Annotated in this window: 20 protein-coding genes; all 20 read left to right on the forward strand. The window is 60.1% G+C overall.

Annotated features, from left to right (window positions below; translation table 11 throughout):
• Positions 1 to 182: 182 nt before the first annotated feature.
• The 20 genes from J4E08_RS08800 (at position 183) to J4E08_RS08895 (ending at position 20,890) form a co-directional block, all read left to right on the forward strand.
• On the forward strand, positions 183 to 1,286 hold the full coding sequence (locus tag J4E08_RS08800) for an ABC transporter ATP-binding protein (protein ID WP_183963573.1): 1,104 nt from the start codon (positions 183 to 185) through the stop codon (positions 1,284 to 1,286).
• 279 nt (positions 1,287 to 1,565) lie between these two features.
• Positions 1,566 to 2,660: an extracellular solute-binding protein gene (locus J4E08_RS08805; RefSeq protein ID WP_183963572.1), complete on the forward strand. Its 1,095-nt coding sequence runs from the start codon at positions 1,566 to 1,568 to the stop codon at positions 2,658 to 2,660.
• A gap of 103 nt (positions 2,661 to 2,763) precedes the next feature.
• The gene (locus J4E08_RS08810) at positions 2,764 to 3,054 is read left to right on the forward strand and encodes a DUF1330 domain-containing protein (RefSeq protein WP_349538151.1); all 291 of its coding nucleotides are present in this window, start codon (positions 2,764 to 2,766) and stop codon (positions 3,052 to 3,054) included.
• Positions 3,051 to 4,751, forward strand: a complete 1,701-nt coding sequence (locus tag J4E08_RS08815; protein ID WP_349538152.1) for an ABC transporter permease — start codon at positions 3,051 to 3,053, stop codon at positions 4,749 to 4,751. The genes J4E08_RS08810 and J4E08_RS08815 overlap by 4 nt, the downstream gene beginning before the upstream one ends.
• 3 nt (positions 4,752 to 4,754) lie before the next feature.
• Entirely contained in the window at positions 4,755 to 5,939 is a 1,185-nt protein-coding gene (locus J4E08_RS08820; RefSeq protein WP_183963566.1) for an ABC transporter permease, read from the forward strand.
• Between the two features lie 136 nt (positions 5,940 to 6,075).
• Positions 6,076 to 7,326: a PAS domain-containing protein gene (locus J4E08_RS08825; protein ID WP_349538153.1), complete on the forward strand. Its 1,251-nt coding sequence runs from the start codon at positions 6,076 to 6,078 to the stop codon at positions 7,324 to 7,326.
• Positions 7,327 to 7,401: 75 nt separating this feature from the next.
• Complete coding sequence (locus J4E08_RS08830; protein ID WP_349538154.1) at positions 7,402 to 8,661, forward strand: PAS domain-containing protein; 1,260 nt, start codon at positions 7,402 to 7,404, stop codon at positions 8,659 to 8,661.
• 368 nt (positions 8,662 to 9,029) lie between these two features.
• Positions 9,030 to 9,131, forward strand: a complete 102-nt coding sequence (locus tag J4E08_RS24505; protein WP_502949256.1) for a hypothetical protein — start codon at positions 9,030 to 9,032, stop codon at positions 9,129 to 9,131.
• A 1,459-nt stretch (positions 9,132 to 10,590) separates the two neighbouring features.
• Positions 10,591 to 11,295, forward strand: coding sequence for a helix-turn-helix transcriptional regulator (locus J4E08_RS08840; RefSeq protein WP_349538156.1), 705 nt, complete (start codon positions 10,591 to 10,593; stop codon positions 11,293 to 11,295).
• Positions 11,296 to 11,483: 188 nt separating this feature from the next.
• Entirely contained in the window at positions 11,484 to 11,747 is a 264-nt protein-coding gene (locus tag J4E08_RS08845; RefSeq protein WP_183963558.1) for a phosphopantetheine-binding protein, read from the forward strand.
• Positions 11,748 to 11,811: 64 nt separating this feature from the next.
• Positions 11,812 to 12,414 carry an ABC transporter ATP-binding protein gene (locus J4E08_RS08850; RefSeq protein WP_349538157.1) on the forward strand — a complete coding sequence of 201 codons (603 nt, stop codon included), beginning with the start codon at positions 11,812 to 11,814 and terminating at the stop codon, positions 12,412 to 12,414.
• A complete protein-coding gene (locus J4E08_RS08855) occupies positions 12,407 to 13,093 on the forward strand; it encodes a hypothetical protein (RefSeq protein WP_349538158.1) in 687 nt (228 codons plus the stop codon). Before J4E08_RS08850 ends, J4E08_RS08855 begins: the two co-directional genes overlap by 8 nt.
• Before the next feature lies 1 nt (position 13,094).
• On the forward strand, positions 13,095 to 14,042 hold the full coding sequence (locus J4E08_RS08860) for an alpha/beta hydrolase (RefSeq protein ID WP_349538159.1): 948 nt from the start codon (positions 13,095 to 13,097) through the stop codon (positions 14,040 to 14,042).
• Positions 14,039 to 14,854 carry a hypothetical protein gene (locus J4E08_RS08865; RefSeq protein ID WP_349538160.1) on the forward strand — a complete coding sequence of 272 codons (816 nt, stop codon included), beginning with the start codon at positions 14,039 to 14,041 and terminating at the stop codon, positions 14,852 to 14,854. The genes J4E08_RS08860 and J4E08_RS08865 overlap by 4 nt, the downstream gene beginning before the upstream one ends.
• The gene (locus tag J4E08_RS08870) at positions 14,847 to 16,388 is read left to right on the forward strand and encodes a class I adenylate-forming enzyme family protein (RefSeq protein ID WP_349538161.1); all 1,542 of its coding nucleotides are present in this window, start codon (positions 14,847 to 14,849) and stop codon (positions 16,386 to 16,388) included. The genes J4E08_RS08865 and J4E08_RS08870 overlap by 8 nt, the downstream gene beginning before the upstream one ends.
• Positions 16,388 to 17,533 (forward strand): type III PLP-dependent enzyme domain-containing protein, encoded by a 1,146-nt coding sequence (locus J4E08_RS08875; protein WP_349538162.1) that lies wholly within the window; start codon positions 16,388 to 16,390, stop codon positions 17,531 to 17,533. Before J4E08_RS08870 ends, J4E08_RS08875 begins: the two co-directional genes overlap by 1 nt.
• Positions 17,523 to 18,590: a hypothetical protein gene (locus J4E08_RS08880; RefSeq protein WP_349538163.1), complete on the forward strand. Its 1,068-nt coding sequence runs from the start codon at positions 17,523 to 17,525 to the stop codon at positions 18,588 to 18,590. Before J4E08_RS08875 ends, J4E08_RS08880 begins: the two co-directional genes overlap by 11 nt.
• Positions 18,577 to 19,431 (forward strand): hypothetical protein, encoded by an 855-nt coding sequence (locus tag J4E08_RS08885; protein WP_349538164.1) that lies wholly within the window; start codon positions 18,577 to 18,579, stop codon positions 19,429 to 19,431. The genes J4E08_RS08880 and J4E08_RS08885 overlap by 14 nt, the downstream gene beginning before the upstream one ends.
• Positions 19,428 to 19,955, forward strand: a complete 528-nt coding sequence (locus tag J4E08_RS08890; protein WP_349538165.1) for a hypothetical protein — start codon at positions 19,428 to 19,430, stop codon at positions 19,953 to 19,955. Before J4E08_RS08885 ends, J4E08_RS08890 begins: the two co-directional genes overlap by 4 nt.
• Positions 19,952 to 20,890, forward strand: a complete 939-nt coding sequence (locus J4E08_RS08895) for a hypothetical protein (RefSeq protein WP_349538166.1) — start codon at positions 19,952 to 19,954, stop codon at positions 20,888 to 20,890. Before J4E08_RS08890 ends, J4E08_RS08895 begins: the two co-directional genes overlap by 4 nt.
• Positions 20,891 to 20,904: the final 14 nt, after the last annotated feature.

The raw sequence follows: 20,904 nt of genomic DNA on the forward strand, positions 1-20,904 counted from the left end.
CAAAGCTCCATTTGACCTGTCAAAAGTCTTGTGTCGCGCCGCTTTCCTGCCCGAATGCGCCGCAAATGCTGTATGATTAGGCGAGTTTCGCGGAGATGCTTGCAGTTAGCGTCTCGGTGCGGTTTAGTCTGAGACAAAGCACAGCGGGAAAATCCGCGGGACACAACACAGGGAGCCACCCTTTGGCTGATGGATCGAACGGCGATGCGTTCGTCGCTTTTGAGCGCGTTCAGAAAAGTTACGATGGCGAAACGCTTGTCGTAAAGGACCTCAATCTCTCTTTGCCGAAAGGTGAGTTCTTGACCATGCTCGGCCCGTCCGGGTCCGGCAAAACCACATGCCTGATGATGCTGGCCGGGTTCGAGACAGCCACCCACGGCGAGATCAAGCTGGACGGCGTCAGCATCAACAACATCCCGCCGCATAAACGCGGCATCGGCATGGTTTTTCAGAACTATGCGCTTTTCCCTCACATGACCGTCGCGGAAAACCTCTCCTTCCCGCTCGAAGTCCGCAAAATGGGCAAGTCCGACCGCGAGGCCAAAGTGAAGCGCGCGCTGGACATGGTCCAGATGGGTGCATTCGGTGGCCGTCGTCCGGCGCAGATGTCTGGCGGTCAGCAACAGCGGATCGCCTTGGCCCGCGCCTTGGTTTTCGAGCCGGAGCTGGTCTTGATGGACGAGCCGCTGGGCGCTCTGGACAAACAGCTGCGGGAGCACATGCAGTTCGAGATCACCAATCTGGCGCACAGCTTGGGGATCACGACCGTTTACGTGACGCACGACCAGACAGAAGCGCTGACCATGTCCGACCGTGTGGCCGTGTTCAACGATGGGCGCATCCAGCAGCTTGCGCCGCCCGATGAGCTGTACGAACAGCCGCAGAACAGTTTTGTCGCGCAGTTTATCGGCGAGAACAACACGCTCGAAGGCACCATTGCCGAGATCCGGGGCGATCACTGCGTGGTCAAGCTGGACGGCGGCGAGACGATTGATGCGACACCTGTCAACGTGACCAAGGTGGGCGAGCGCACGCAGGTCTCCATCCGGCCCGAGCGTGTCGAAGTGAACAAGGAGCGCCTGCAAGAGGGGGCTCACACTTTGAAGGCCGAGGTGCTGGAGTTCGTCTACATGGGCGACATCTTCCGCACCCGGCTGCGCGTCGCGGGACGCGATGACTTTGTGATCAAGACCCGCAACGCCCCGGATCAGATCCGGATGACACCGGGCAGCATGATTGAGATCGGCTGGCTGCCGAGCGATTGCCGGGCGCTGGACGCCCCCTAAGGTGCTGATGACGCGTTTAGCGCCATACCTGCCGCACCGATCGGCCCACTTCATACACCGCACGGTTCAACGGACCGCGCGGCACACACCCCGGAACGGCACACTGTCGGGCCAGGCGTTGTGATGCGATCTGGCGGGGCGGTCCACCGCTGCCCCGCCGTTAAATGGGGGTCGGGCAACATGCCCGGACACCCCAAACGCGGACCGGCGACAACGCCTGCGCCGCGTGAACAGCAAGACGGTCCCGCGCGGATCGGATTGCGCAATGGGAGAATGAAGATGAAAATCACCAAAACACTCATGGCCTCCACGGCTCTGACAGTCGCAGCCACTGGCGCGATGGCGCAGGACATGGCTGACAGCATGACACTCGTCAGCTGGGGCGGTGCCTATCAGAATTCGCAGCAAGAAGCCTACGTCGTCCCCTACCTGGAGATGCACCCGGAAGTTTCGGTCTCTTGGGATGAGTCCTCCAACGAGGCGGTGGCAAAGCTGCGCGCCATGAACGAAGCGGGCAACGTGACCTGGGATCTCGTGGACGTCGTTGCATCTGACGCAATCCGCCTGTGCGACGAAGGTCTGGCGATGGAAATCGACCACGACGAGGTGCTGGCACAGGGCGACGACGGCTCTGACGCGTCTGACGACTTTGGCGACCTGATCGTATCCGACTGCTACATCCCGCAGATCGTGTATTCGACCACCTTCGGCTACCGCACCGATCTGGTGCCAGAAGGCGCAGAAGCGCCCTCCGACATCTGCTCGGTCTTCGATCTGGAAACCTATCCGGGCAAGCGCGCGCTGGAAAAGCGTCCGATCAACAACATGGAATGGGCGCTGCTGTGTGATGGCGTGGCCAAGGACGACGTCTACGACGTGCTGGAGACCGAAGAAGGTCAGGACCAGGCGCTGGCCAAACTCGACACCATCAAGGACGATGTGATCTGGTGGTCGGCGGGCGCGGACACGCCGCAGCTGTTGGCAGATGGCGAAGTCTTCATGGGCTCCACCTACAACGGTCGCCTGTATTCCGCGATCGTGGAACAAGACCAGCCCATCGGCATGATGTGGGACGCGCAGGTGTTCGACCTTGACGGTTGGATCATCCCGGCGGACCTGCCCGAGGAGCGTCTGGCGCGTGTGATGGATTTCGTGAAATTCGCAACCGACACCCAGCGTCTGGCCGATCAGGCAAAGTACATCTCTTACGGTCCGGCCCGTTCGTCCTCCGCACCGAAGGTGCCGGAAGACATGAAGATGCACATGCCGACCGATCCGGCGAACGCTGGCAACACCTTCCTGTACAACTACGAGTTCTGGGCTGACTACCGCGACGATATCGACGCGAAATTCCAGGCGTGGCTGGCGCAGTAAGGCGCTTTCTGCGGGTCGGATAACCTTCGACCTGCACACAGACATCACCCGAGGCGGGCCAAGTTTCCGCCTCGGGGCAACGACAAAAAACAGGGTGGGACAGATGCCCAAGGGCTATATCATCGGCCATATCACCGTGAAGGACCCGGACGCGTACCGCGAGTATGTGGAACGGGACACGCCGATCCTAGACAAGCTTGGGGGCCGTTTCGTTGTTCGCGGCGGCCAGTCGCAAGTGGTCGAGGGCACCGCTCACGACCGCCATGTCGTCATCGAGTTCCCCACCTATGCGGAGGCGCTCGCCGCCTACAATGATCCAGAATATCAAGAGGTTGCGCAGATTCGCCATAATACGGCCGACAGCGTGATCCTCGTCGTGGAGGGCGTAGAATGAACACTGCCACCGATCCCGACAAGATCACCGGGCCCACACCGGACAACGCCTTGCGCGCCGCCGATGCGAGCGACAAGAAGGATGGCCCGGTGTTGGCAGCCGACGGCACGCCGCTGAAGAAATCGCTGGGCCGCGCACTGCGGGCGCAAAAGCTTCGGGCGCTGGCGATGATCGCCCCGTTGCTGATCTTTGTTGTGCTGACCTTCATCGCGCCGATCTTTGACATGCTCTTTCGCTCGGTCGAAAACCAGATCGTGTCCGACACTCTGCCGCGCACGACTCAAGCACTGAAGGACTGGGACGACACCTCCGGGCAAGTGCCCGGCGACGATGTGTTCGAAGCCGCCTACATCGATATTTTCTATGCCGCCGAAAACAAGATGCACACGCGTCTCGGCACGCGTCTGAACTATGAGCTGACCGGTGTCTCCTCTCTGTTCCGTAAATCCGGACGTGGGCTGGATGACATAGGCGAGGTCTACCAGGACCAGTTCGAAGACCTCGACGAAAATTGGGACGAAGCTGAACCCTGGGCAGAGCTGATGGGCTCCGACGCCTGGTTGGCAGAGGCACGCGCTTGGGAAGATGGCCAGCCGTTGCCGAAATTCGAACTGCGCGAAGGCATCGCCGACGTGCTGCCACGGACCGCAGACGCCTACAGCCAATTCGCGGCGTTCACCCGTGTCGAGGAAGAAGACAACGTCTTCAACGAGGAGCCGTGGACACTGGTTCATTCCATGCTCTACGAGGACCTCGCAGCAGGCGACGTGTCAGGGTACACCGGGCCGCGCGCCGATATGCTGATTGCCGCCGATGCTCTTGTGGACTCGCCGGAGTTTGAGACGGCGGACCTCAAGGCCGTTTTCGAAGACATCGACAAGGACTGGATGGACCCGGTCGTCTGGCAAACCATCAAGATGTATTCGCCTGATTACACCAGTGGGTACTTCCTGAACTCCGTCGACATGCAGAAAACGCCGGACGGTCCTGCCCTGCGGGATGAAGATGAGCGGATCTACGGTATTTTGTTCAAACGCACGATGTTCATGTCGCTGGTCATCACGTTCAGCTGCATCGCGCTGTCCTATCCGGTGGCCTTCCTGCTGGCGAACTTGCCGGCACGCACGGCCAACCTGTTGATGATCCTTGTCTTGCTGCCGTTCTGGACATCGCTTCTGGTGCGTACTTCTGCCTGGAAGGTGATGCTGCAACAGCAGGGTGTCATCAACGACGTGCTGGTCTGGATCGGTCTGATCGCGGATGACAACCGATTGGTCATGATCAACAACCAGCTTGGTACGATCATCGCCATGACGCATATCCTTCTGCCGTTCATGATCCTGCCGATGTATTCCGTGATGTCCACGATCCCTCCCTATTATGTCCGTGCGGCGAAATCGCTGGGCGCGACAAACTGGACGGCCTTCTGGCGGGTCTACTTCCCACAATCGGTGCCGGGCATCGGCGCGGGGTCGATCCTCGTCTTCATCCTGGCGATCGGTTACTACATCACGCCGGAAATCGTCGGCGGCACAACGGGTACCTTCATCTCGAACCGGATTGCCTACCACATCTCCTCGTCGCTCAACTGGGGCCTTGCGGCTGCGCTTGGGACGATCTTGCTGGCGGTGGTGCTGATCCTTTACTGGGCCTACGACAAGATCGTCGGCATCGACAACGTGAAGCTGGGGGGCTGATCCATGGCTGTTGAAACACAAGCAGTGAAAAAGCCCGTACTCTTTACCGCTTTGGTGATGGGGGCATTCGGGGCCTTTGCCGGGGTCTTTGTCGGCGCGGCGAACGGATCGGTGCCGCTGGGCGTCGTCATCGGCTTTGTTCTGCTGGCAGCGATCGCCTTCGCTGCGATGGAGCTGTTGGACCCCAAGCTGGAGCAACCCGTGAAATGGGGCCTCGTGGTCCTCATGGCGATTTTCGGATTTGTCCTGAGCGGCCTTCCCGGCGCCCTGGTCGGAGCGATCTTTGGCTATATTTTCGGGGTGCTGATCTACTGGGTTGGCATGGGGCGCTACCGTGTGCCCTTGCCGCCTTATCTGACGGCAGGGCAGGTGATGTGGCATTACTCCTTCCGCACGCTGTGCGGGGCGATCCTCGTCTTCCTGATCACACCGATCCTCGTGGTCATGCCGCTGAGCTTCAATGCCGAGAACTTCTTTACCTTCACGCCGGAGATGCTGCGCCTTGATCCGGCAGGGTATTCGCTGAAGCACTACCGCGACTTCCTGACCAACTCGGAATGGACAAGCGCGGTTTGGAACTCGGTCCGAATTGCACCGGTGGCGACGTTCATCTCGGTGACGCTTGGCACGCTGGCGGCCATTGGCCTGTCGCAAAGCCACGTGCCGGGCAAGCGAGCCATCATGGTTGTGCTGATCTCGCCCATGATCGTGCCGCTGATTATCTCAGCCACCGGCATGTATTTCTTCTACTCGAAGATCGGTCTTGTGGGCACCTACTGGGGTGTTGTTCTGGCACACGCGGTGCTGGGCATCCCTTTCGTGATCATCACGGTGACGGCGACGCTGGTGGGTTTCGACAATTCGCTCACGCGCGCCGCGGCGAATATGGGCGCGGACCCGGTGCGCACATTCTTCAAGGTTCAGATGCCGCTGATCCTGCCTGGTGTGATTTCGGGCGCCTTGTTCGCCTTTATCACGTCATTTGACGAGGTGGTGGTTGTTCTGTTCATTGGCTCGGCAGAGCTGCAAACCTTGCCGTGGCAGATGTTCACGGGGCTGCGCGAACAGATCAGCCCGACGATCCTCGCGGCGGCCACCATTCTTGTGGTCATTTCCATAGGGTTGCTGACCACTGTGGAGATGCTGCGCCGTCGGTCCGAACGACTGCGGGGCATGAGCCCGGGGTGACCGGTTAACCAACCGATCAGAAAGTCGTTAAATTTACAGCCAGAAATGCGGGCGGGAGCGGAAACGTTCCCGCCTTCTTCATACCTTAAAAAGATATACCGTGGATACTCTGCCAAACTCACTCGAGGATCCCGGCATGAGCCAGCACGACCGCACTTTGACATACACACCCCGTTCGACCCACGCGGGCGAAGTGCCGTTTGAACCGGGCGAACTCTTTTTCACGCGCACCGACAAGCGCGGAGTGATCATTTCGGGAAATCAGGTATTCCAGCGTGTTTCCGGATACGATCTGTCTGAGCTGAAAGGGGCACCGCATAAGTTGGTGCGGCATCCCGACATGCCCAAAGGGGTATTCCATCTCAAGTGGGAGCGTTTGGGCCAAGACAAGAAGATGGTTGCCTATGTGAAAAACCGCTCCAAAGACGGGCGTTTCTATTGGGTCATCGCGATCACTTGGCCGACCGAAGAGGGCTACCTGTCGGTGCGTGCAAAACCGCTGTCCGACATGCGCGACAAGATGGAAGTTCTGTACAAAGCTCTCCTCGCGGCGGAACAAAACGATGGGGTGACTGCGGCTCAAAGCAGCGAGCGCCTGCTGGATGCAGTGCGTGGCATGGGCTTTCATGACTATGACGCCTTCATGGGGCACGCCCTGCGGCTGGAGATGTTGGAGAATGCCAAGGCAACGGGGACTGCACCAACCGCCGTTCTACAACGCTACTTTGCAATGTATGATACCATCCGCGATCTCGGCGCCGAGGTCGAAGGACTGGTCGAGGTCATTCGAGCGATCCGCACAGTGCCGATGAACATGCGGATCCTTGCCTCTCGACTAGAGAATGTAGGCGGACCAATCAGTGCGATTTCCGTAAACTACAGTCAAATGCTCGAAGAAATGACGACTTGGATAAAGGAATTCTCCGAAGGCCCCAACTGTACTTTTGCCCGAATAAAAGGGGCCATCTTGCAGGGACAGTTCCTTGTCTGTGCCGCCGATATGCAAAGCCGGATGTCGACGCTTTTTGCAGAGGACATCAAGATTGCAGAAGACAAGTCCACTCTGCTTGAAGACAAAAATATGTTGGAGCGGGAGGCGGAGGTCTTTCACAACGAAGCACAAGAATCCCTGAAGCGGATCGAAACCGAAGTACGCCGCCTCAGCCGCAGTGTTCTGGACATGAAGCGCTATGTAACCGGTCTTTCGAGCACGCGAATGATGTGCAAGATCGAGAGCGCGTCGTTGGGCGGTTCTGATACAGCGCTCAACGGCATCGTTGAGCAGCTGGACGAACGGCAAAACGAGATTGAACGTCGTCTGGCCCGAGTGGTGGAGCTCAACTCCAATATACAGGGCCACAGCGCTATGCTGCGCTCGATGTCCTGAGCCACGCACCTGATTCATCATTTCTCAAACGATCTGAGCCAGACTGAACAGAACGATGCTGCCCGAGGACAAACCATGACGGAACATACGCCACTATTCGCTGCGGACAGCTCGTACTCGGGTTCTGAAGCGCAGTTTCACCTGTCCGAGTTGATTTACTCTCGCACCGATGATCGCGGAGTTATCAAGGCGGTTAACAGCGTCTTTCAACGTGTGTCGGGCTATGAGCGCGATGAAATGTTGGAGGCGCCGCATAAACTGGTGCGCCATCCGGACATGCCAAAGGGCGTCTATGAACTGATCTGGGGGCGCCTGAAGGAGGGTATTCCCACCGGTGGCTACGTAAAAAACCGTTGTAAAAACGGGCGCTATTACTGGGTTTTTGCGCTGCTGTGCCCGGTCGACGATGGATACGTTTCAACTCGTCTGAAGCCAAGTTCGCCGCTGCGTGAAAATGTGGAGCAGATTTATAAAAGGCTGCTAAGGCGCGAGAACGAGGAAGGGCTCAAACCGGCCGCGAGCGCTGCTGCCTTGCTTGCCGAGATCCGAGCAGCAGGCTACGCCAGTTACGACGCTTTCCAGAGCCATGCCTTGGCGATGGAAGCTGAGGCACGCACCACACAACTGGGTCGAAACCTGGATCCGTTCCAGCGGCGGTTTCTGGATATGTCGCGAGCGATCACGCAAGTGCACGTCGAAACTACAGAGATGACGGAAGCTTTCAAAGCCATCCGAACAGTGCCTATGAACATGCGGATCATCGCATCGCGGCTCGAAAGCGCTGGCGGCCCGATCAGCGCAATCTCCGTGAATTACAGCCAGATGCTTGAGGATATGTCGGCTTGGGTCGATACCTTTGTTGAGGGCGACACTTGCGTCTTTGCCCGGATCCGCGATGCGATCATGAAAGGACAGTTCCTCGGCTTCGCGACAGAATTCGAAAAAGAGATGAGCGATTTGTTTAAACAAGATGAAGGCAAATCTGCAGAGAGCCCTTCCGATGGGGTGGATTTGGCGAATGAAGCGGATTTCTGCGACCAAGTCCGTCAAAAGTTTCTTGGCGAGACCGCCTCGGTCTTGGGAGAGGTCGAAACCGAAGCGCGCCGTTTTGCACGTAGCGTACTTGACATGAAACGATATGTCACTGGCCTGTCGAGCACGCGGATGATGTGTAAAATTGAAAGCGCGGCGCTGAACAACTCCGGAACGGCTCTGTCCGGGATTGTTGAACAACTTGACGACTGTCAGGACGAATTGGAACAGCGGCTTGCGCGTGTTGTGGAGCTAAATTCAGTCATTCAAAGCAACACTGCTATGTTGCGTACCTTGATTTAGTTGGTTCAGAGGGCTGAGATGGTGTGCGCACCGACGACATAAATGTGCCAAGCTGGGATTGTGATGATCCACAAAGGGGGCGGTCATGGCGCGGCGGTGGTGTCTCGCGTGCGCGAGCTTCTGATCCGGTAGCCGACCCGAGCCGTCAATTCACTTCGAGTGCTTCAGCGCCTTCGGAACAGTTGTTTCACAAGTGGCATCCGACGCGATGACGGTGATTGCAATTATTCGGTTCCAGAATGCGATCCGCCTGCAGACGCAATCCCTCGGTTTAGGGTCCCGGTACTGACGCAGTTGGAGGTAGAGCCGGTAAGCTCAATACCGAGATCGTCTGTAGCTCCAAAGAGAACAAACTGGCGTTACGTCTAATGTCAGTGCCCGGTGTCGGACCGCTGATCGCGACGGTCATAGTGATCTTTGCACCGACGCCAGAGGCTTTCTGCAAGGCTCGGTCGGTGGCGGCGTTCTGAAAGCACGCCCTTGGCGTGAAGCTCGGGTTCACGCAACGACAACATGCCACTGGCGGCAGACAGCAGCTCGGAGCCACGGCGATTTCGAAGCATTGCGTGACGCAATCCTCTGAGGCGCAGAGGGAGGGCAAACGGTGCCTACGGAGCTTGCTGATCATGTGCACCGACAAAGTCATGCTCCAGCGGCAGACCCATGCTGAGGCCCGATGGGGCTGGGAGGGATGCTGTGTCTGCGCCTGCAGGGCAAGGGATAGCTCGACATGCGTCCACCAGTCTCCGGCGTCTGGTACGTAAATCCGCTATTAGTCGCGAGCAGGCCGGAGCGGAATTGCGCAAGAAGACGTTTGGCGCAACCCGGTGCCATCGAGCACGCGGCATATATTTCACTGCATAAGAGGCCGGATACACGTCTGAATCAATGACGCGCCAAAACCAACTCCGAAGAAACCACTAGCACAATGGGCGGCTATACATCCTGCACACATCGGGGGTTTCAGCTTGGTTACGGTTTGCCAGACAGTATCGTGCCGCGGTCTATGGGACAGGTCTGGGAGGAACGTGTGGCGGTTGATCGCGGCGACACGAACCTGGATGTCCGCGACTTTTCGGTCGAAGTCCCGCGCCATGCGCTTTGCTCGTTTGGTTTGCACCCCACATATGAAAGGGAGCGTTTGGCTGAAAAATTTTAACAGTACATCCACAGTCCGGCAGATCATCACGCAATGATGTCTCTAGATGGGTCAAGAGGTTCAGCGGACCCATGCTATCACGCTACGGATTTAAGCGTTGAAATCTAGCACACCCCGACGGGTCGTAGCAGGCTTTCAACAAACCCGGCCGTTTGCCGCGCCGGCACCGTCCTCCCTCCTATGGCGCTTCGATGCCGATCAAACCGACCCGCCGGGGGTTTCGCCCGTTTAAGTTTAAGATTTGTCCAGTAAATGGATTTCCGGGCGTCCTTTTCGTTTAAAGGTTAAGCAGACGTGGATTGCCGCGTTTTCGATACTTTCCTCTTCTTGCGTAACAAACGAAGTCCCTTGCCACGGCGTTCGTTCTCCCATTCCCCATCATCATACTGGTGTCTGTGACCCCGCTTGTTCAGAGCCGAAATCCCAACATCCAAATCAGATGCAACCTGGGCCCGCGGACAGCCAGTGTTCAAGGCGGTGCCCGCAACATCTCGCAGAAACGCGTCTGTCTATTTCACTGCCATTCCTCGTGTCCTTCTTCGCAAACATTGCTCGAAAGAGACAGGACGCCAATCGGGGCACAACCATCATCAATTCAATTTAACAATGATCGGTACTGAACAGCTCGCGTCGCTGCATTGACGTGGGATGCACTCCTCGACCACTGGCGCATTCCCTATGAATACAACTAAAACCGTTGAAAAAATGGAGTAGCGATACTAAAGGTTGTGTGCGGCGCGATCTTGCAAAATACTTGGAAGGTAAGGCATTTGACGAAAAATTTAGAGGGGCTGAAGGACGCAATATTGCGCTCCAATTCAGTCGAAAGCACGATATGTCTGGTTCAACAAGCCTACGACATAGATTTTACGACATTTCATCTTTTGAAAAATGACGGGCAGGAATTTTCCAATCCCTTCGTTCGAACGACCTATCCCGACGCATGGGTGCGTCAGTATTTATTGAACAATTACATTAGCCTGGACCCCGTTATCGAACAGGTCATCGAAGAAAGAGAATCGTTTTGCTGGTCCGAACTCAGGATCAAGCCGCACCATAAGAAGATGCTGAAAGTGTCTTTGGAATTCGGTCTTGGCTCGAGCGGTCACAGCTTTGTCTACAGTGACTTGAGGGGGCGGCGATCAGTCCTTAGCGTCAATTCGACCAAACCGATGCGCGCGTGGCAGGCCTATATGACCCCTCTTATCGATGAGTTCGAAACAATTCTGCCATTGATCCATACCAAAGGCGTGACAGAGGCATTGGCCGAATGCGAAGGTGTGCCTTCGCTGACTTCGCGGGAACATGAATGCCTGAGCCTGTCTTCGGAAGGTAAGTCCTATTCGGCAATTGCCTCCGAGCTGAACCTGTCGGAACACACCGCGCGCAGTTATCTGAAGATGGCCCGCGCCAAGCTGGGCTGCACCACCCTGGCACAGGCCGTGGGCAAGGCCGTTCGCAGCGGTATCCTCTGAGCGGACTTTTCTGACAATCCGGCACATCAGCGGCGGTCCTTGTGGCCGCCGTTTGCATGTCCGGCGTCGCGCACGGCCCCCTCAATTGCGGGGGCGGGGATGGGTCTGTCGGGTTGGGGAATACCCCGGGGGGACTGGCGATGCGACGCTGCTTCCAAGGAACACCTCAATCCAAGGAAGACCATCGCATGACAGACGCATCCGAAAACACGACCGAAACACTGGCGCAATTGCAGTCGGGCATCCAGGACATGCTGGCGCTGGACAGTGTTGATGTGGACGTATCGCTGGCGCAGATCGGCATCGACAGCCTGAACGTGGTCGAACTGATCCTGATCTGCCAGCAGATCTATGTGAACGTGACAGATTTCGACGAGATCGACATCGACGAAAACACCACGCTGCGTGAAGTCGACGATCAGATGCTGGCCCTGTCGAACGTGCCGGCCTGACGCGATGTTGGCAGCGGACCACATTTCGGTATCGCATCGTACCCGTCGGGGCCCGGTGCCCGCAGTGAAAGACGTCAGTCTGACCTGCGAACCTGGCACTCTGACGATCCTGCGCGGTCCCAGCGGAAGCGGGAAATCCTCCCTGTTCTCGGTTCTTGCCGGGATCGCGTTGCCGGATCTGGGCGATGTGCAGATGTGTGGCCGGAAATTGAGCCGCATGTCGGAACGCGAAAAGACGGCGATGCGGCGCGGGGATCTGGCGCTGATCTTTCAGGCCTACAACCTGTTGCCGTCGTTGTCGGCGTTCGAAAACGTCATCTACCCGCTGCGTCGGGCGGGCGTCAAAGATGCCGGCGCCCGGGCTTGGGCGGCTCTGAAACATCTCGAAGTGGAGCATCGCGCCGACCTGCGCCCGGGCCTGCTGTCCGGGGGGGAGCAACAGCGGGTCGCAGTGGCGCGGGCCCTGGCGCTGAAACCCAAGGTCCTGTTGGGAGATGAGCCCACCGGCGCGCTGGACAGCGACAACACCGTCCATGTGATGCGCACGTTGCGCCACATGGCCGTCAATGACGGCACCACGGTTTTCATCATCAGCCACGACCCGTCAGTCACCGCTTACGCCGATCAGGTCCTTGAGCTACGAGAGGGAAGGCTAACCCATGCCTAACTGGATATTGAACACCGTCGGGGCGCTGGCCTTGGTCGCGCTGCCGAACGCGGGCAGTGCGGGAACAGCCCCCACGATTTTTGCGCCGGAAAACGTCCCCGCTTTGCGGCAACAGGCGCAGGCCGTTGCGGCGACGGCTGTGTCGGTCGAGGATGCGCGCAAGATCGCGCTGGTCATCGTCGACGATGCCAGTCGCCGTCCGGACGGCACATTGGAACAGATACAAGCGGATCAGTCCCTGGTCATGGACCTGGCCAAGCAGACCGGAAACGACCCGGAGATCATGGCTGTTCACGCCAATCTTGTCGGGATCGAGGCCGGCATAGAGCAGGATCTGATCCGCGTTCTGACGCTGGCCAAGGCGTCGTCCCGGGCGTTGGACAAACTGGTCCGGGACAATCCCGACAACGGCGGCGTCCTGATGCAGCGCGGTCTGAACGCGTTGCATGCGCCAAAGATCGCAGGGCGTATCCAGATCGCCATTGATGATTTCGAGACGCTCTCGACCGGAGCATTCCATCTGACCGACGAGTTGAACGCTCAGGTCCAACTCCTGCTGGCGCAATCTTTGATAAAGGCGGAACGCACGCAAGACGCACAGCCGCTGCTTGCCAGCGTGGCCGAAGCTGGCGTTCCGCAGTGGTCTGACGCGGCCAGGTCCATTCTGGCGGGCCTGTAGGATGCCGACTGCCACGATCACATACGGGCCTGCACAGGCCAAGGGACCGCTTCCAGCGCAGTTGGTCCTGCGCGACGGCACGTCCTTGGCCTTTCGCAGCTATGCGGCGCGGGGCGTTGCCCGCGCGCGGGTGCTGGTCTTGCATGGATCGGGGCTGAATGCAGAGTATTACCTGACGCTGGGGGGGCTTCTGGCCGGACGCGGGATCGAGGTTCTGCTGATGGATTTTCGCGGCCATGGTCAAAGCGGCGGGCCGGTGGGCGATGCTGCGGGGCCGGGCGTCTACAGCGACGATCTGGGGGAGGTGATCGCGGCGGTGCCTGACGACTTGCCGCTGTTTATCTTTGCGCATTCCGGCTCGGCGGTTGCGGCGATCGACCTGTTGTCAGCACCGAATGCACCGCATGTGGCCGGACTGGCCATGGTGGCGCCGACGCTGGCGGGGGACAGTGGCTTGACCCGCACGGCGCGACCGCAAACCGACTATAGCGCTGTGTCGCGTAGTTTTCTGCGGTTCCGGCCCGAACGGCAAATCCCGGATGCGCAAACCAAATTCGCCTACAGCTTCGACTTTGCGCGATTTGTGTTTGCCCGCGCCGCCGGGCTGGGCCGCTGGATGCGGGTTCTGAGCTTTGGTGCGACCAAACCCGGGCAAGCCCCTTATCGGTACACCGCCCGCGCCGCCACCAATATCATTGCCCGCAATCTTGAGGCCAAGCTGGCCCGACTGCGCTGCCCAGTGTTTGTGGCCACATCCGAGCAGGATGCCTACGTCAACGGCGAGGCGATTGCCACGTTGCTGCCATGGACGCTGCCTGCGGATGTGCCGCTGAGGCACGAAAGCCTGCCGCGCGGCGATCATTTTACGGCAACCCTGATGGCGGTTCCGCTGTTTCTGGACTGGGTGCAGGGGCTATGCCCCGACCGGGCAGGGGAGCAGGTGGCATGAGCGCCCAGCCCCCCTTTTCCAAAGCCACAGAACCACTTGGTGTCGATATGGCATCGGCACTGGCAGATCTTTTGGCCTATGGTCTGGTCGGTCTGAGCACCCCCGGCGCGGCGCGTGAACCGCTGCCCGATGCAACGTGGTGGTGCGTCGCGACCAACACCGACGGTCCCGGATTCCACCAGGTATCGCCCCGCTTGCGGGATGTGACGTTGTCGCTGACCACTCCGGTTGCGGATGCGCGGCTGCTGGGGGCGATGGTGGCCTTGCGCGCCGCCACCGGATCACACGTGCTGCACTTGCCGCTGCCTGACACGGCTGGCAGAGGGCACAGACACTTGACGCGCCGTGGCGCCGCTGCGGTGGCAAGCCGCGCGCTGATGCTGCGGGAGCATCGCCGCCAGCTGCTGGGTTTGTCCGCGCGCCTGGATCCCGGACAGATCGACAACGCGATTTATTCAGCGTTCTTCGCACCCGTGGCCGAAGCCGCGCTCAGCGCGGCGCTGGGACCCAAAGCACAGGTGCGGATCGCGGCAAAGGTGCCCGACACGCAAAGCCCCAAGGCGATCGCCCCATTGACCCTGCGCGGCGATGACCCGGTCTCCGACAACGTCTTTGCACTGGCGATGCGGCTGGGGTTTCACGGCGCAAAAGCCTCTCTTTTCAAGCCATTGGTGCGTTTGTCTCCGGGGCATTTCGGCTTGCAGGTCAGGCGGTCGGCTGCGCCCTCACTGGCGATGCAGCGGATCGCGCTGAGCGTGCCGCAAATTCATCTTCTTTCCTCTTTGAATGCGAAAGGTTGGCGCAATGTTTGATCAGCATGACGTGCGGCATATGAAGGGCAGCGGTCTGAACGGAGCGGTCGCCCCCGGCACGGACCCGCGCCTCTGGGCCCATACACCGCAACACTTGGTAGAGGCATTCTTGAGTGATGAGGCGACCGGCCTGATCGTGGATGCAAAGGGTGCCGCCCTGGCCCCCCAAGCGGTCCGCGATCTGTGTAAGGCGCTGAGCACGGATGACATCGGGCCCGGCGATGTGGTTCTGGTCAAGGCAGAGAACACGCTGCAGGGCGTCGCCGCAATCCTGGCGGTCTGGCGGCGCGGAGCGACGGTCTGCCCTGTGGACCCGGCCGCCAGCGTCGAGGTCGTGACGTTGATCGGCCGCGAAATTCAAGCACGCGCGCTGATCGAGACCGACGGCCGCATCATGCCGTTGGACACCAGCGCGCGACAAGGCACCGAATGGCAGCGCCATGGCTATGCCACAGGCGACGATCTGGGGATGGTCATCTTTACCTCGGGCAGTTCCGGGCGGCCCAAGGGCGTGATGTTGTCGAACACCAACATCATGACGGCTTTGCGGTCGATTGCGGCCTATCTTGACATGTCGGCCCGTGACCGGGTGCTGTGCATTCCGCCGATGTTTCTGGACTACGGAATTTACCAGGTCTTGTTCACGCTCTTTTCGCGGTCGGGACTGGTACTGGGCACCGGGATCCGCAACCCGATCACCATTCTCGAACTGATCAAGACCTATCAGCCGACGATCATCCCGGTGGTGCCTGCTCTGGCCTCCGGTCTGACGCGGATCCTCAACACCTTTTCGCAGCAATTGAGCGGCGTCAGGCTGGTGTGCAACACCGGCGGGCATCTGGCCCCCGCAACAGTGCAGAGCCTGCGGCGGGCCTTTCCGGGCGTCGCGGTCGTTCCGATGTACGGGCTGACAGAGACCAAGCGCGCGCTGTTTTTGCCCGCAGAACTGGTCGACAGCCACGAAGGATCGGTCGGTGGGCCGATGCCCGGGCTGGATGCGCGGGTGGTCGTGACCGCAGCGGACGGCGCGCTGCTTGAGGCCGAAGACGGCCAGGAAGGCGAATTGTACCTGCGCGGATCGTCGGTGATGCAAGGCTATCACGCGGCGGATGCCGGGGCAGGGGCCCGGATCGTCGAGGGGCGTTACCGCGACGATGTTTGGCTGGCCACGGGTGATCTTTTCGTGCGCGACGCAGACGGGTGCCTGTATTTCCGCGGCCGCTCCAAGGCGCTGGTCAAACAGCGCGGTTATTGCCTGTATCCCCGCGACATCGAAGCCGTGGCCGAGGCGCATCCTCAGGTTCGCTCCGCGGTGATGATTGGACGGACCGAGCCCGATGGCGATGAATCCGCCGTGCTTTTCATCGTGCCCGAGGCGGCGGCCGATCCCGACGAGGTCCGTGCTGCGGTGCTCCACTCGTTGCCCGCGACGTTGCAGCCCAGGTTCGTGCATTTCCTGCCCGAATGGCCGCCCAGCCCGGTGGGCAAGATCGACCTCAACGCGCTTCACACCATCGCAAAGGACTTGAACTGATGTTGGATCAAACCAGACAGGCCGCTACGGATTGGGCGGCGGCGTTGACGCCCGCCGACATCCAGACCCCCGCCTTTGTCTACAACGCCGATGCGGTGAACGCGCGGATTGCCGCCCTGAAGGCGGCGCTTGAAACGGATGTGATCATCTCGTTCAAGGCCTCCAATCAGTTGGATCTGCTGCTTCGTCTGGAGCCCGACAATTACGACGGGATCGAGATCGCGTCGCGCGGCGAACTGCATATGATTGCCGGCAAGACCGGGCCGAATGTCTTTATCAATACGCCCGCCTTGAATGATCCGCTGGTTCGCGCCGGGATCAGCGCAGGCGCGACGTTCATTGTCGATACGCCCGAACATCTGGACATGATTGCGCGGCTAAAGGGCAAGCGGGAGATCAATCCGGTCACCCTGCGCCTGTCGAACAAGATCATCGCCAAGATCTGTCCGGATGCGCCAACTCTGCGCGACGATCAGTTCGGCATGGACCTGGATCAGGCACGCGCCGCCATAGAAAAGGCGCGGGATTTGGGCCTGAAAATCAACGGCCTGCATCTTTACGCGGGGCCGCACACCTTCCGCAAGGCCGCGCGCTTTGTCGTTGCCGCCATGACGCATGCCGTGCGCGAGATCGAGGACGCCCTTGGCCATGACCTTGAGATGCTGAACCTCGGTGGCGGTCTGGAGGAAAACTGGCCCGAACTGGGGCATGATTTCGCCAGCTACCGCGCGTTGCTGAGCGAGCTGCCAGGGCGCTGCCGCCTGATCCACGAATTCGGGCGCGCGATCTTTGCCGATTGCGGCGTCTTCGCCGTGCGGGTGCAACAGGTCAAGACCGTCATGGGCCAACCCTACGCCATTTGCGACGGCGGCATGGCACAGGCGTTTCTGCTGGCGCAGACGGAAAACATGATGCGCAGGTATCGCGTGCCGCGCGTGCTGAACCGCGATGTCACGCCGCTGCCAGATGGTGCCAGCACCATCATCTGCGGATCCACCTGCAGCCGCGACGACGTGATCGGCAAGGTCGCAGGGGCTGTCGAGGCAGGGGATGTCCTGATCTTCGACAATTGCGGGGCCTACACGCGCACCTATTCGATGAACAATTTCCTACAGCTTGGAGGGGCCGACACCTATGTTGTTTGATGTCACGAACCCGATCGGCGACTGCCTGGCCGGACCCGCGCTCGCGGCCCTGGGCCGTCACACCGAGGCCCCTGACGCCGTGCGCCAATTGCTGGCGGCCTCTGCGGCGCGACTGACCGACAGCGCAATGGTGGTCGAAGAGGATTTCCACCCCTTCCGCGATGTTGGCGAAAGCCGCGTGAAAACGCCGTTGCCACAACCCGATGTGCTGCACGCCATCCGAGCGCTGATCGACGAAGTGCGCGAGACCGGTTTTGGGCCGCACAGCGCGCGCTTCTTTGGCCTTTTGGGGTCGGTGATGATCGACCTGTCGGGAACCGAGGCACAAAAAGCGAGGGTGCAAGAATGGGTCGATGCGGGGTTGACCGCCTGTTTCGCGATGACCGACCGGGGCGGGCCGCTGGCCACCCAGTGGCTGTCAGAGATCAGCACCGACACGCCACCGCGCCTGACGGTCGACAAGGTCTGGTCGATGAATGCCAACCGCTCGGACTTTGGCATCATTATCGTGCGCCATGGCAAATCCATGGTGATGGCGCCGGTTCTGGTTCCGCCCGGGGTCTATGCCACCGCTGAAACCTGCCTGTCGGGTCCTGCGTTCTTTGACGGGCATTTGCCGCTCGGCGATGTAAAGCTGGCGGTGGAGCAGGCTGACCCAGACTGGGTGCTGCGCAGCGGCGGCCCCATTTCTTCCAAGGTGTTTTTGTCACTGGCGCGGCCGTTCTTGATACAGGCGCTGGTAGCCCATGTGCGCTGGCTTGAGGATCGGGGTCGTCTGCGACTGGACGCGGTTGCGACAGTGGCGGTCGCGTATCTGTCCGAGGCTGCGCGCAACCAATCCGCCAAACCGCATTTCGACAAGCATTCCGAAGATCAGGCGATGGCCCTGAAATGGATCGCCAACGAAACCTGGCTGCATCTGGTGGTGCACGGTCTGGTGCCCGGCCAGAACGACGCGCGCGACCTGATCTCGCTGTCCAAGATGGAGGGCAGCTCCTACCGCTGTTTCTTTGAAATCTATCAGCGCAACAAGAGGTTCCGTGATGTTGCGGCTTGAGGGTATCCACTATCGCCCGGTGCCGCAATTGCCGGTGGCCGAACGCGACAGCGGCGAGAATGCGAGCCGGATTGTGGGCGACCTGATCGGTGCCGAGATCGCCCAGACCATGGCCGCGCATGACAGCCCGCAGGTGGATTTCGTCATGGCGGTCAGCACGATCATGGATATGCCCTTTGTGTCCGGCTACCTGAGCTGGCCACTGATTGCTGCGGCCATCGCCCGGCACACGCCCTTGGTGCCGCGCGGGTTTACGGCGTCGTATGAGTGCGCGGGCTGGGGCTTTGCCCTGGATTATGCACGGCGGCGCCTACCGCAGGGGGGCCGCGTTCTGATCGTGGTCGCGGATCTCAACGTGCTGGACATCAGTTTCTGGCGCAGGAACGACAACTGGGGACCGTCCGGTTTCGGGGTTACGACAGTGCTGTTGACCCTACCACCCGCAGACCAGGTGGCCCTGTCGGTCAATGTGGCCAAATCCGTGCAGGGCATGGGCGAGTATTGCGCCGATCTGCGCAAATGGCTGAGCACCTCGGAGGGCAGTCTGGCCAATGTGCCGTTCCTGCCGCCCGAGATGGCGGGAATATACAGCCATTTCCTGCCGAAAGACCGGATGATGCGCGACCTGCATGGCGCGTGGGGCCATTGTTTTGGCTCCGATACCTGGATCAGCTTCATCGACGCGATCGACCGGGGTGACATCGTGCCGGGCTCTGTCCATTGCGCCACGTCGGCATCCCTGCGCGGGTATTGGGCGCTGTCGGATGTCGTGCTCGACGAGAGTATCCAGTCCGGGTTTCGTGCGCCGTTCGATGCCGCCGAGCGGGAGGACGCAGCATGACGCGGTCGCCTGTGACATTTGAAGGTCAGCTGTGCCGGGCGTGGAATGCGGGCAAACCGACCCGTGCCCAAAGCTATGTCCCGCCTTTCTACGACGCCCTCGATTTCGACAGTTACAGACTGATGGGCCGCGCGCGAACAGCGCGGGCCTTTGTGACCTACCCCGATCACTATGCCTTGTTGGCGGCCATTCTGGGCGAAGTGCGCGCCGAATGCGGCGCTGAGATTGACGAGATCCTGATAAATTCCCGGATGCCATCGGTCGTGCGGCTCCCTGCGGACTTCTTTGGCACCAATGTGCTGTTTCTCAACGATCCGGAGGACGAGGCGGTCCGCCTTGCCAAAACCGGCGTTCAGGTTCTGGTGATCCGGGAGCACTTTGTCCGCCACACTGTCGAGGCGGCCGACAACGGGCTATCGCTTGTGTGGTGGAACGCGCCCGAGGACGGCACGGGGGCGATGCAGCGGCTGACCACACGGCTGCGCGGTCTGGGAATTGCCCCAGCGGCAGAGGCGGCGGCATGATGCGTGCTGGCTGCTATATCACTGCGATCACGCCGTATTCCGGCCCGATGGCGCCCGTCCCGGGGATCGAGGACTATATCGTCACCTCCTCGGCCGAGATCGGCATCGTGCAGACAGAGCGCGCCCGGCAGGTGATCCGCGATTGCGCACCGATTGGCTATGGCGGTGACATTCCGCTTGTGTCGATCGGTTGCGCGGGGCTTTTCGCGGCGGTCATGCGCTTTGCTGACAGCCCGGCGCACTCGGCGCGGATCCTGGCCCTGGAAACGCCCAGCGATTACGTCCAGCACACGCTGGACTCGGCCAGGCTTGGGGCAGGTGGTGACGGGTTTGTCGCGCAGGATGCGGCGCATGTTCTGGACCTGCAAAAGACACCAGAGGGTGCGCTGGCACGGGTCGATCATTGCGAGATCCTGTCCCGGCCCAGCTGTTTTTCCGGAACATCCAAGTTGGCGCGCAGCTTTGTGGCGCGGCTGGACGCATTGGAGGCGATGTGCCCCGATGCCCGTGTCGTCACCTTCGAGAACGTGTCGGGCTATGCGCGCAGGCTGATGCAGGCGGTGCTGGCCGAGCTTGGCCCCACTGCACGCCGAGAATTTCTGCAAACGGTCGAATGCGATGAACGGCATTTCATGACCGTGCGGCCTTTGCTGGATTTGCAGCACCAGATGGCCGAAGACACGGGCCGCCCGCTTATCGTGACCTGCCTTGGGGCGGGGGGGCGCATCGGCATTTTCGCGGTGTCGCCTGTCCATGCGCCGCAGCCCGAACCGATCAGCGAAGCGCGCCCTGCGCTGGAGGCAATGGTGATTGCCGATGGGGCCGATACCGATCTGCCGGCCGAGCTTTGGTACATGAACCGCAGCTTTTTCGGCCGCGAGAATTTCTATTTCGAGTGGCGCATCAACGGAGAGACTTTCCTATGCACAAATTGACCTATGCCGCCCCG

This window comes from Sagittula sp. NFXS13, from assembly GCF_040148795.1.
GTDB classification, from domain to species: Bacteria; Pseudomonadota; Alphaproteobacteria; order Rhodobacterales; family Rhodobacteraceae; genus Sagittula; species Sagittula marina.

What these genes read in the sequence shown, in the direction of transcription:
- J4E08_RS08845 (WP_183963558.1), top strand. Translation starts at nt 11,484, where the DNA reads ATGACAGACGCATCCGAAAACACGACCGAAACACTGGCGCAATTGCAG.
- J4E08_RS08865 (WP_349538160.1), top strand. Translation starts at nt 14,039, where the DNA reads ATGAGCGCCCAGCCCCCCTTTTCCAAAGCCACAGAACCACTTGGTGTC.
- J4E08_RS08815 (WP_349538152.1), top strand. Translation starts at nt 3,051, where the DNA reads ATGAACACTGCCACCGATCCCGACAAGATCACCGGGCCCACACCGGAC.
- J4E08_RS08830 (WP_349538154.1), top strand. Translation starts at nt 7,402, where the DNA reads ATGACGGAACATACGCCACTATTCGCTGCGGACAGCTCGTACTCGGGT.
- J4E08_RS08875 (WP_349538162.1), top strand. Translation starts at nt 16,388, where the DNA reads ATGTTGGATCAAACCAGACAGGCCGCTACGGATTGGGCGGCGGCGTTG.
- J4E08_RS08890 (WP_349538165.1), top strand. Translation starts at nt 19,428, where the DNA reads ATGACGCGGTCGCCTGTGACATTTGAAGGTCAGCTGTGCCGGGCGTGG.
- J4E08_RS08820 (WP_183963566.1), top strand. Translation starts at nt 4,755, where the DNA reads ATGGCTGTTGAAACACAAGCAGTGAAAAAGCCCGTACTCTTTACCGCT.
- J4E08_RS08860 (WP_349538159.1), top strand. Translation starts at nt 13,095, where the DNA reads ATGCCGACTGCCACGATCACATACGGGCCTGCACAGGCCAAGGGACCG.
- J4E08_RS24505 (WP_502949256.1), top strand. Translation starts at nt 9,030, where the DNA reads ATGTCAGTGCCCGGTGTCGGACCGCTGATCGCGACGGTCATAGTGATC.
- J4E08_RS08880 (WP_349538163.1), top strand. Translation starts at nt 17,523, where the DNA reads ATGTTGTTTGATGTCACGAACCCGATCGGCGACTGCCTGGCCGGACCC.
- J4E08_RS08825 (WP_349538153.1), top strand. Translation starts at nt 6,076, where the DNA reads ATGAGCCAGCACGACCGCACTTTGACATACACACCCCGTTCGACCCAC.
- J4E08_RS08855 (WP_349538158.1), top strand. Translation starts at nt 12,407, where the DNA reads ATGCCTAACTGGATATTGAACACCGTCGGGGCGCTGGCCTTGGTCGCG.
- J4E08_RS08885 (WP_349538164.1), top strand. Translation starts at nt 18,577, where the DNA reads ATGTTGCGGCTTGAGGGTATCCACTATCGCCCGGTGCCGCAATTGCCG.
- J4E08_RS08810 (WP_349538151.1), top strand. Translation starts at nt 2,764, where the DNA reads ATGCCCAAGGGCTATATCATCGGCCATATCACCGTGAAGGACCCGGAC.
- J4E08_RS08805 (WP_183963572.1), top strand. Translation starts at nt 1,566, where the DNA reads ATGAAAATCACCAAAACACTCATGGCCTCCACGGCTCTGACAGTCGCA.
- J4E08_RS08895 (WP_349538166.1), top strand. Translation starts at nt 19,952, where the DNA reads ATGATGCGTGCTGGCTGCTATATCACTGCGATCACGCCGTATTCCGGC.
- J4E08_RS08870 (WP_349538161.1), top strand. Translation starts at nt 14,847, where the DNA reads ATGTTTGATCAGCATGACGTGCGGCATATGAAGGGCAGCGGTCTGAAC.